We start from the raw sequence: 10,355 nt of genomic DNA, 5'->3' as shown, positions 1-10,355 counted from the left end.
TCCGACTTCTAGTCTAGTTAAAGTGACTATTTTAGACGCTAGTGCCCACACCATGATAGGTCGCAGCTAATTTCGAAAGCGTGCAACGGGCTAGCCTACTATAGCGGCTACTTTAACCAGCCGCGAGACCGGACTGGCGAAGAGATTGCCGAAGCACTTGGGATCTCACAGCCCGCGTTTTTCGTTGCAACTGCGAACGGCACAATCGAATCTTCTCCAGAGGCTTACCGGGGAAGAAGCGGCCAGGCGCTCACCGCGGAGGACAGTCCGTTGAGAGAAGTGTACGGCTTCCTCTCCGCCCTACTGTGCTTTTCGTCCGCTTACGCGGACTGCGATGTCGTCCGAAAACCGAAGATTCCCGAACGACCCCTTGAGGGCGGGGACTCCGCCTGCAAAAGTTGAACATTCCACCTGCGAGATACTTCGGCAACGAGTTCGGTGCCGACGGCTGTGAGTTACACTTCGCTACTGGATTCCTGCAGGTGACCCACCTGGGTCGGTAAGAGAGGACGTCAGGCCGACACTTCTGATACTGTTAGACAGAACTATTCAACGATCGGTCGCAGTACTGCGGCCGTCACCGTAAGGACGGCCGCGAATTCGCGACCGACGTTTCACTGACTTCTGTCCGACAGTATGACTCGGGGCTGTCACCAAGCGATTTGGGAAGTTCAATCTCGAGCTGGATATCAGAGAACTTTTTAAATCGACAGTCGCGGTCGGTATCGTCATCTCGCTATTGCAGTATTTTGGGGGGTATTTGTTGTACCTGAGAAATATGGTTTCAACAGAGTCACTTTTCATTCAGAAGAAGGCTCCAATGGACAGTGAGAACCAGTTACAGATACGCCTCTGGAGATTCTTGGAATTGTGCTCGTGAATCGTCGCTTTCGAAGTAGTAGATCGACTCGTCGTGTACCGTACAGTAGTCTGCGTTCTTAACTGTGACCTTGGTCCCGGTGACCGGATCCTCCACGGCGCGATCACCGGGAGCACCTTTTCTCCCTCTCATGAGCAGGGCGATGAACACGACACCGACCAGGAGAAACAGTACGTTCAGAATCGTCACGGGCTCGAACCCGAGGATTGTCACGCCCTCGCCGGTTGGTTCTAACGCAATGTCGGGAATGAGACCAACAGCCGCGAACAGGTAATACACGATGAATCCAGTCGTCGCCATTGACACGAAGAGGATGATCGAAATACGCGTCCCGATCTTCTTCCCCCAAATCTTCCGGTAGATTCGAATCAACTGCGGAACGATTAGATCGGCATACAAAAACGCGATGACGCCTGCAAAGGCAAACCCTGAGCCCCACAGCACCGCAGCGAGCGGGACGTTCCCCATCGAACCGACGAACGTTGCCACCGAGATAAGCGGGCCGAGCACGCTGTTATAGGCCACCTGCGTCACGCCAGCACCGCCGCCCTCGAACAAAAGCGTCCAAACTGTTTGGGGAACGGCGGCAGCAATAACTCCCGCCAACAGAAAGCCAATTGCCAGCTCCTTCCAGAGCATCTTGAGATCCTTCTTCGTCTGGTTTGCAGCTTCGACCCATCCGTTCCACGACGTGATTTTCTCCTTCCAAGATGTCGTGTGCGTGCCCGGGTTCTGCTCGAAGAGTCGCTTACAGCCCTCCGAGCAAAAATACACTGTCTCGTTTTTGTGTTCGACGGGAATTCCGTTTTCACGGTTGAGACGCATCTTGCAGACTGGATCCGTGACGACCGGCTGCTCCTCCTTGAGGAGGCGTTCTCTAGCCTGTCGAGTTTCCTCGTACGGAATCCAGAGGTGAACAAGTACGATGGCGATTAGAATGAAAATCGGTGCCCCGACCGCCTGTGCAACGGCGAACTCCCAGCCCAGCAGCGCCCAAATGACGAACGTAAGCCCAATGACAAAATTTGTCGATGCTATCTTGAAGGCGACCGTCGGGATTATGTGTGCTCCTTTCTTGAACAACGTTTTTGTCGCGGCGATGTCACCAAAGGAGCAGGACGTCGAGGCGGTACCGAAGCCCATCGCATAGAGAACGGATTTCAGATCGGGTTCGCCCATGTAGTTGACCATCCCCTCCTTGGAGACGAATGCCTGAATCGCCCCCGAAATCATAAATCCGAGCAACAGGGCCCATAGCGCCTGCCAGAGGAAATCGCCGGCAAGATAGAGTCCTTCTCCGACGGTTTCCAGTATTGTTCCGATCATCTGTTCGTATTACCTGATTGGAACTCAATCATGACCATTGTTATTACTCCCGATATTGTGGAACATGGTATTCCACGAGTGCTTCCTCGGCGTCGTTGCAACGAGTGTATTCCCATCGTGCTTGTCGAATATGTGTTCTAACTGTAAGAGAGGGGGATAACCTCCTACAGCTCTATTTTGCTGAGCCGAGCAGAGTTTGTGATCACCGAGAGACTCGAGGTGAACATCGCCACGACCGCAATAACTGGGTGTAACAACCCAAAGAACGCGATCGGGATCGCCAACGTATTGTAGATGAACGCCCAGAATAGATTCTGCTTAATTTTCGAGAAGATACGCTCCGAGAGCGTGAATGCGTCCACGAGCGCACCGAGCGACCCGCGGACGAGACTCACGTCACTCGATTGAATGGCGATATCTGTCCCGGTACCGATTGCAACACCAACATTTGCCTGTTTCAGGGCTGGTGCATCGTTGATTCCGTCACCGATCATCGCCACCTCCTTCCCTTCATCTTGCAACTGGCGGACTTTGTCGATCTTGTCCTGCGGAAGCACCCCTGCCATCACCCGAGCAGGATCGATATTCACCGTATCAGCAATCGCTCGGGCCGTCCGCTCGTTGTCTCCCGTAATCATCCACGTCTCGATGCCGCGGTCGTGCAACGCCTCAATCGCTTCGTAGGAATCGTCCTTGATCGTATCGGCAGTACTCACTACCCCGACAATCTCGTCTTCGATACCGACCAAAACCGTGGTCTTACCTTCCTCTTCGAGTTCGTTCAACTTCGACTCGTAGAACTGCGGAAGCTCGATCCCAACTTCCTCGAAGAACTTCACGTTCCCCACGTAGACCGTCCGACCGTCGATGACAGCTTCAATCCCTTTGCCAGGAACGCTGTCGAAGTCACTCAACTCCGCAAGTTCGATCCCCTGCGTTTCAGCGTAGTCGATGATCGCCTGTCCGATCGGGTGTTCGCTTCCGCGCTCTGCCGACGCTGCGAGCCGCAGAACTTCGCGTTCTGCTTCTCGTTGATCACCTTTTAACAGTCCCCCGTCTGCGCGAACACCGGTATCGTCACCGACTACAACATCAGTCACCGAGTGGTTCCCTTCGGTGATCGTCCCCGTCTTGTCGAGAACGACCGTATCGATATCCTTCATCGTCTGGATCGCCTCGCCGTCGCGGAACAGCACGCCGTTCTCGGCGGCCTTGCCGGTTCCAGCCATCAGTGCCGTCGGCGTCGCCAGTCCGAGCGCGCACGGACAGGCGATCACCAGTACGGCAACCGAGGCGAAGATGGCGAGCGTCAGCGGTTCAAGCGCCAGATCAACCCACGGCAACCACGCCCCAACGCTCGCCACCGTTTCCATCGCTCCCGGAACCGCGAGCCAGAGCACGAACGACAGCGCGGCGATCGTCAGCACCGCCGGCACGAACACGTTGGTCACACGGTCGGTGAGCGCCTGAATCGGAACTTTCGTTCCCTGTGCTTCCTCCACCAATTCGACGACTTGCGAGAGGAACGTTTCGTCGCCGACTTTCTGCGCTTCGACCTTGAGGAGACCGGCGCCGTTGACCGTCGCACCGATGACTTCGTCGCCTTCCTCCTTACTCACGGGATCCGATTCGCCCGTGACCATCGATTCGTCGACGCTACTGCGCCCGTCCACGACGACGCCGTCAACCGGAACTTTCTCACCCGGTCTGACCACCATCACGTCGCCGACTGCAACGTCCTCAACAGGCACTTCCACTTCTTCTCCATCACGCTCGACGCGGGCGGTTTCCGCCTGCATCGAGACCAGTCCCTCGATTGCGGCACTTGCTCGACCTTTGGCTCGGTCTTCGAGGTACGTGCCGACGAGGTGGGAGGCCATGATCATCGCACCGACGCCCGCGTAGTTCTCGACTGGCGTGGCGAATACCATCACCCCAGTCGCCCACGCTGCGACGGTACCCAGCGCGATCAACGAGTCCATGTTGAACGTACCGTTTTTGATGGCTCTGAGCGCAGATGCGTGGGTCGTCCTGCCGTAGTAGAAGACTACTGGCGTGGCGAAGATGAGCAGCAGAACATCGATTTGGAATCCGGTTAGAAGATCGAGCGGTGTCCACATGAACACCATCAGAAGGACAATCGGGGAGGTGACAATCCACGCCCGGATTGCCATCCGCTTGATTGTTTGAAGCTCCTCCTCGTCCTCCAATTCGTCGTCTAATAGTTCGTCACGGACGCCGTATCCGACATCCTCGACGGCTTGGATGAGTTGCTCCTGTGAGACATTTGAGTCGTGGCTGACATCCGCACGTTCGGTTGCGAAATTGACCGAGACATCGTCGACACCATCGACGCTCTCGAGACTCTCCTCGATTGTAGATGCGCAGGTGGCACACGACATCCCCGTTAGTGAGAGGTCAGTCCGCTCCTGCGGAGTTTCTGGCATTGGGGTTCACCTCATATGTACATACGGGCTACTGTGTTATGTCCATTTTCGGTAATAAAGCAAAGGTTCACAGGGAGTAAATCTTCGAATCGAAACCCGCAACTCAATCGGAATTGGACTGGAACTCTTCAAACTCTTGTTCATATATGCGTTTGCAAGAGGGGCAGCAGAATGCGAGGGTTCGTTCACCGATTGTAGCGGTGATCCCGTCACTTTTCACAGTGTTATCACACACTTGGCACGGTAACGAGAACTCTGCTTTGTCGAGGTGTTGTGTCCACTCGTACTTCTCGACCATCTCGAAGTCGATATTCTCAACGTGTTCTAAGTCTACCTCCTCCCGAAGCCACTCGATTGGATTGCTCTCGGGCGCGTTCCCATAGACGACAATCGTACCGTCGTATTGTTTGAAGGCGTGTTCGACACCAGCGAGTGAAGACAGACGCTGATAGAGGTCCTCGGATTCGTTTGGATGGACCTCGAAGGTGATCATGATTGGAGTTCGCTGCTGCAGTTTGAGCCGATCGATATCGATCGTAAATTTTCGAATGACGCCCTGTTCCTGCAGTCGATCAATTCGATCAGATACGGCAGGTGGGGAGAGATTCACCACTTCCGCAAGCTCGCTATACGGACGACGAGCGTCTTCAGCCAACAACCGGATGAGTTCTAAGTCGGTCTGGTCGAGATCGCGTTTGTCTCTCATGTGGGGGTATAGCCACTATCGAGTATTCAAATCACAGGCTTATTCTTGTAACATTTGGTTCCTCCTCGCCGTGGAATGGTAACGAAAATAGGGATAAATAGGCAGCACGTAGAATCACATGTATGAGCCAACGAATGACGGTATCCGGGATGAGTTGTGACGGCTGTGAGGTGAGCGTCGAGGAATCACTAACCGCCGTTTCCGGCGTGACAGGTGTCGAGGTCGACCGAACGACGGAGACGGCGATCATCGAGGGATCGGCAACTGTCGATGAACTCGTGGCTGCTATTGAAGAGGCCGGATACGAAGCAACAGACGCTGAAACCTGAGATGGATACATCATGACTCAAACAGATTCTCTGACACGGACGATACTGCTGGTACTGCTTGGTCTCTTCGCCATCCCGTTGGTGATGATGCTGGTAATGATGCCAGCGATGGGGGCATTCGGCTGGTCGCATATGGGTGGCTGGATGTGGGACAGTCCCGGCGGGTGGGTAGCGATGATTTTGATGATGGCGATTCCTCTACTCATTGTGATTGGAATTGGATACCTCATCTACCAGTCACTTGGCACGGAGACGACTGAGCAAACAGACGAGGCGTTGGAGCAGCTTCGACGTGTCTATGCACGGGGTGAAATCTCGGATGAAGAATTCGAAAGGAGACGCAAGAAACTGCAACGAGATACCGAGCCAGCATAATGAGATCCCACTGTAACGGGTTGTCTGATACGGTTTACTGTAAGTCATTGCCGGCGCAACTGCGACCCGGGCGGCGGTTGCGCCGGTAAATCGTTACAGCAATCCGTATGAATCTTCGCTCATCCCTTCATTAAACTGAATTGGAAGGATATCTCGTGCCAGATATCCGCCTTGTATTCAACAGAAATTCATTATTAGTCGTATGTTCAACAGAGCTGGATTTGCTTCTTTGCTCACGCTGCCGCAGTGCGTTCTGGATCGTGAGTCCGTGTTGGTGAGCGAACTCTTCGGCTAACACCTATGCACGACAGGAGTGTTCAGGATTAATGTCCTCGAGCTTCCAACTACAGGCGACATCTCTTCGGTCTCGCGTATGAAGCGGTCATAGAGCGTCAGCATCCCGGGAAGTCGATAATTTCGACACCATTCCGAGTGTGGCGCTCGTGACCTTTCGTCCGGTCGTGGGTTGTCGTATCGAAGGATGGTGTCGCCGCCAACTTCTCCAAGATGTAAGCTGTAGTCCCACCCACACGGATACTTCCCATCCTCCGACTACCGAATGGTCACATCAACGACGTAGCCGTCTTCGACATCCTGCCAGTCTCCGATGGTGGTGTAGGACGCCATCCGTCACCTATGTCATTACCTCCATAGCTATGGACCTCACAACAGAGGGTTGGGATCTCTGCTTCACGACAGGATTAATTGATTAACCAACACGATCTAGTGAATCGGTGAATCGCCTCGGGGTCAAGCCCTGGGATATTCTCCTAGACTGCTTATAAAACAAGCAAGATAGCTCCGAGTAAGCAGGGCAGAACCGTGGCCCCACTGCCGGATAGGAGTAACTGCGGCGTGGCCCCGCCAGCATCCCGTCGGTATGCAAACGTAAGTTCCAACTCAGTGGGCTTTGGTTCGTGGGAAGCCGCGCCGGTTACGGCGCGGAGGAGGTCACTCTGGTTTGTTGGCCACAAGAATTATTTAATGGACGTAATCCTACACAATGTGACCAACTTACTCGACCGATTCTTGGATTTCACCAGCCAAGAGAAACGCGTTTCTTCGAACAGGACCGGTTCTAGCGAGGCTGGCAGCGAGGGTCGATCATCCGATCAAGACATCGAACATGGACAATGTGTGGGCGAAGCCGATCCGATGGCGGTTCAGACAGATGGTGGGACGGCCCCGCAACACGAGACCGACTCGAGTGACGACGACACGCTCGGCGGTCGTGACTCGAAAGACGAAGACATAGACATCGCGACCGACGCCCTGCTGGATACGCTTCCCCAGCCTGCATTCATTATCGATGACAGCCATCAGATTATCGGCTGGAACCGAGAACTCGAGGTGCTGACAGGGGTAGACCGCGAGGAAGTCCTCGGCGAGACCGATACCGGATCGTTCTTCCGGGACGACCGAACCAGGACGCTGGCAGATGATGTTGTCGAGAACCCAGATGGGGCCCACCGCGAGACCGATGCCGAGCGATCGGGTCGTGGCCAACAGGCCTACGAGGTTGAGCGTGAACTCACGAACGCGGAGGGCGAGACGGTCCACGTCCACTCGACTGCGACGCCGATCTACCAAGAGAATCGACTCCGGGGCGTCATCCAACTCGTTCAGGACAACACCGAGGTCATCCGGCGTCGCGAGGCGATGGCCGACCTCGTAGCCGAGGTCACCGACACAGGCCAGTCGCTCAACGACGGTGACCTCTCGGCTCGCGTCGAATATACGGACGAACACGGCGTTCTCGACGAGCACATTATGCAGATCACCGATACGATTAACGAGATCGCCAATCACGTCGAGACGACGATCCACGGGATCGGCGACCAGATTGAGGAACTCTCGGCGGAGGCCGAACAGATCGACGACGCTGCGAGCAATGTCGACGAACAGGTAAGCGAACAGACCGACTCGCTCCAAGAGATCGTCCAAGAGATCAGCGACCTCAGCGCGACGATGGAGGAAATCGCCGCGAGTTCCGATCAGGTGTCTGCGGCCGCTGAACAAGCACAGACCGCGGCCGAAAACGGGGTCGAGGTCAGCCAGGAGGCTCGCGAAGAGATGGATGCCGTTCTTGAGACCTCTGAAGAACTCGTGGAAACGGTCGATCAGCTAGAAGGCCGCATGGACGAGATCGACGATGTCGTTGACGTCATCAGCGATATCGCGGACCAGACGAATCTACTGGCGTTGAACGCCAACATCGAAGCAGCCCAAGCTGGCGAGCACGGCGACGGGTTCAAGGTCGTCGCCAACGAGGTGCAGTCGCTCGCGGGCGAGACCAAAGAACATACGCAGGACATCACCACCAGGGTCGAACAGATCCAGTCCCTGACGGGCGAGACCGTAAGCGTCTCCGAGCGGACTAACGATCGGGTTACGACGGCGAGCCAACAGGTCGATACGGCGATCAGGAACCTGCAGGAGATCGCGGAGGCCGTCGACGAGGCTGCTCACGGGATCGACCAGATCGCGGAGGCAAACGACGACCAGGCGGCGTCCGTCGAAGAGGTCGCTTCGGAAGCCGACGGCGTCGCCGATGACGCCGACCGGATCGAACGCCAGATCGGGGAAGTCACGGAGCGGACGACCGTCCAGCGAGACGCCATCGACGACGTGGTCGATCATCTTGAGGAGTTGGCTGAGGGGGACGCCGTCGATCGCTAGCACTCACCCAAGTGTCAACGGCACGATCGGATCGACAACACCGTCGGATCGACCTTGCAGTGCAGACTTGGAACCCACTATAGAGTGATCAGCGCAACGTCTGAACATCTGGGTGGAATGTTTCGATCCAGTCACTCGTCTTCGGACAGGTGCTGCACCAACAAACTACCTTGACTGTTGTTCATCGAGAAAGATACGCTTCCAAAGGGGTCAACGCTTTCGTAGATCACTCATATCGAGACAACGGCCGCGCCGAAAATCGTTGTCTGGCCACTTCAGCAACCGTTCGACAACTCTGCCCAAATATAGGTCGTGTCCCAAACTCGTCTAGAGTCGTAACTGACTCCTGTGGAAACAGGGTCACCTCTGGTACCTACCCCGAAGTGACCCATGCACGCCACAATCGACGCGCAATTCACAGTTAGTCTCGACCCAGACAAAACGCTACCGCTTGCCACGCTCGCTGAATCTCTTACCGAGATCCAGCTCGAGGCCACTACCCTCGAGGAGATCGTCAGAAGCCTCGACGAGCGCCTCGTCGAGGCGTCTTGCGGGGAGAAACACGCGCGCGGAAACGGCGACCGCCGTTTCCAGCGCGCTGGCACCACGACACGAACAGCCGTGACAACTGCTGGAGAACACGAATTCACGCTCCACCACGTCAAAGATACCGCTGCTACTGAGGACGATCCAACCTACTTCCGGCCACTCGACGATCTCGTTGAATTCGACGGACAGCCCATCTATCAAGAGGATGTTTCGCTCCAGAGTACCGACCTCGCTACGTCGCTCAGCTTTCGTGATGCCGTCGCCCACGGCGACGGCTTCACTCCGATGCCTTCGAAAACGACGATCAGCCGTCGAGTCCGCGAGTACGGCAGGAAACTCGGTGACTTCGTTCGTGATCGGCTTCCTGGGACGAACGCAGACACTGTCGTTCTTGACGGAACGAAGTGTCATAGCTAGGACGATCACTGCACGTACCACGACGTCAACGTCACCCTCGGATAGACCACCAAGGAAGACACGGAAACGACGCTTTTAGATGTCAATCTCAACGATTCTTGGGATGAGACAGCAGCGACTCTCGAGGAGACCGAGGCGATCACTGACGACGCGACGGTCGTCAGTGACGCCGAGAACGCGCTCGTCGATGCGTTCGAGAATGGTGACCGATCTCACCAGCTCGACCTCGTTCACGTCGGTCGAACGCTCGGGTACAAGCTCTGGAAGAATCTGCTTCAGAGCGTCTAAGCCAGCGGCGTGCGCTGGCTGGACTGCCCCGCCAGAAGGAGCGAAAGCGGTTGATCCGCATTGAGACGGTCTGAAACCACTTTTCGACGGTGTTTCGATCACTGTAGTTGAGCGGACCGCTCAAGTTGTGGCGAGCGAGGGCAGTCAGATGACCGCCAGCATTGACGAGAAATGCTGTTTCGGCAAGATTGTATTTCTCGGTGAGTCGGTGCAAGTCTCATCTAAACAGTGCTCTGTAATGGGAAGACGCTGCAGAATACGATGACTGATAGTGATTAAGGAAGTTATTTACTGTTAGGCGTAGTTGGGTTGGTAATGGGTCGGCTCGACGAGGTAACGCTTGAGGAACTCTACGACCT

Annotated in this window: 6 protein-coding genes and 4 pseudogenes; 5 read left to right on the top strand and 5 right to left on the bottom strand. The window is 55.5% G+C overall.

Annotation, left to right across the window (positions count from 1 at the left end):
* Window positions 1-93 precede the first annotated feature (93 nt).
* Window positions 94-183: pseudogene (locus tag D8Y22_RS23415) on the top strand (helix-turn-helix domain-containing protein); the annotation flags it as partial.
* Window positions 184-838: 655 nt separating this feature from the next.
* Here the strand turns inward: D8Y22_RS23415 and D8Y22_RS15160 are convergent.
* The 3 genes from D8Y22_RS15160 to D8Y22_RS15150 all read right to left on the bottom strand — a co-directional run bounded on the left by D8Y22_RS15160 (window position 839) and on the right by D8Y22_RS15150 (window position 5,359).
* Window positions 839-2,206 carry a permease gene (locus D8Y22_RS15160; protein ID WP_141465543.1) on the bottom strand — a complete coding sequence of 456 codons (1,368 nt, stop codon included), beginning with the start codon at window positions 2,204-2,206 and terminating at the stop codon, window positions 839-841.
* Window positions 2,207-2,370: 164 nt separating this feature from the next.
* The gene (locus D8Y22_RS15155) at window positions 2,371-4,653 is read right to left on the bottom strand and encodes a heavy metal translocating P-type ATPase (protein ID WP_141465542.1); all 2,283 of its coding nucleotides are present in this window, start codon (window positions 4,651-4,653) and stop codon (window positions 2,371-2,373) included.
* Window positions 4,654-4,756: 103 nt separating this feature from the next.
* Window positions 4,757-5,359, bottom strand: a complete 603-nt coding sequence (locus D8Y22_RS15150; RefSeq protein ID WP_141465541.1) for an AsnC family transcriptional regulator — start codon at window positions 5,357-5,359, stop codon at window positions 4,757-4,759.
* A 122-nt stretch (window positions 5,360-5,481) separates the two neighbouring features.
* Here D8Y22_RS15150 and D8Y22_RS15145 point away from each other — a divergent pair, with 122 nt between their 5' ends.
* A complete protein-coding gene (locus D8Y22_RS15145) occupies window positions 5,482-5,688 on the top strand; it encodes a heavy-metal-associated domain-containing protein (protein ID WP_141465540.1) in 207 nt (68 codons plus the stop codon).
* A 12-nt stretch (window positions 5,689-5,700) separates the two neighbouring features.
* Window positions 5,701-6,063: an SHOCT domain-containing protein gene (locus D8Y22_RS15140; RefSeq protein WP_141465539.1), complete on the top strand. Its 363-nt coding sequence runs from the start codon at window positions 5,701-5,703 to the stop codon at window positions 6,061-6,063.
* 291 nt (window positions 6,064-6,354) lie between these two features.
* Here D8Y22_RS15140 and D8Y22_RS23410 read toward each other — a convergent pair.
* Window positions 6,355-6,690: pseudogene (locus tag D8Y22_RS23410) on the bottom strand (toxin-antitoxin system TumE family protein).
* 378 nt (window positions 6,691-7,068) lie between these two features.
* Here D8Y22_RS23410 and D8Y22_RS15125 point away from each other — a divergent pair.
* Window positions 7,069-8,742 (top strand): methyl-accepting chemotaxis protein, encoded by a 1,674-nt coding sequence (locus D8Y22_RS15125; protein WP_141465538.1) that lies wholly within the window; start codon window positions 7,069-7,071, stop codon window positions 8,740-8,742.
* 390 nt (window positions 8,743-9,132) lie between these two features.
* Window positions 9,133-9,972, top strand: a pseudogene (locus D8Y22_RS15120) (ISH6 family transposase); the annotation flags it as partial.
* 16 nt (window positions 9,973-9,988) lie between these two features.
* On the opposite strand, the pseudogene D8Y22_RS23405 reads toward D8Y22_RS15120, so the two are convergent.
* Window positions 9,989-10,210, bottom strand: a pseudogene (locus D8Y22_RS23405) (IS6 family transposase); the annotation flags it as partial.
* Between the last annotated feature and the right edge of the window lie 145 nt (window positions 10,211-10,355).

The organism is Salinadaptatus halalkaliphilus, assembly GCF_006543045.1.
In the GTDB taxonomy this organism is placed as follows: Archaea; Halobacteriota; Halobacteria; order Halobacteriales; family Natrialbaceae; genus Salinadaptatus; species Salinadaptatus halalkaliphilus.
The sequence above is the reverse complement of the archived record's forward strand: the minus strand, read 5'-3'. Positions and strand labels throughout refer to the sequence as shown.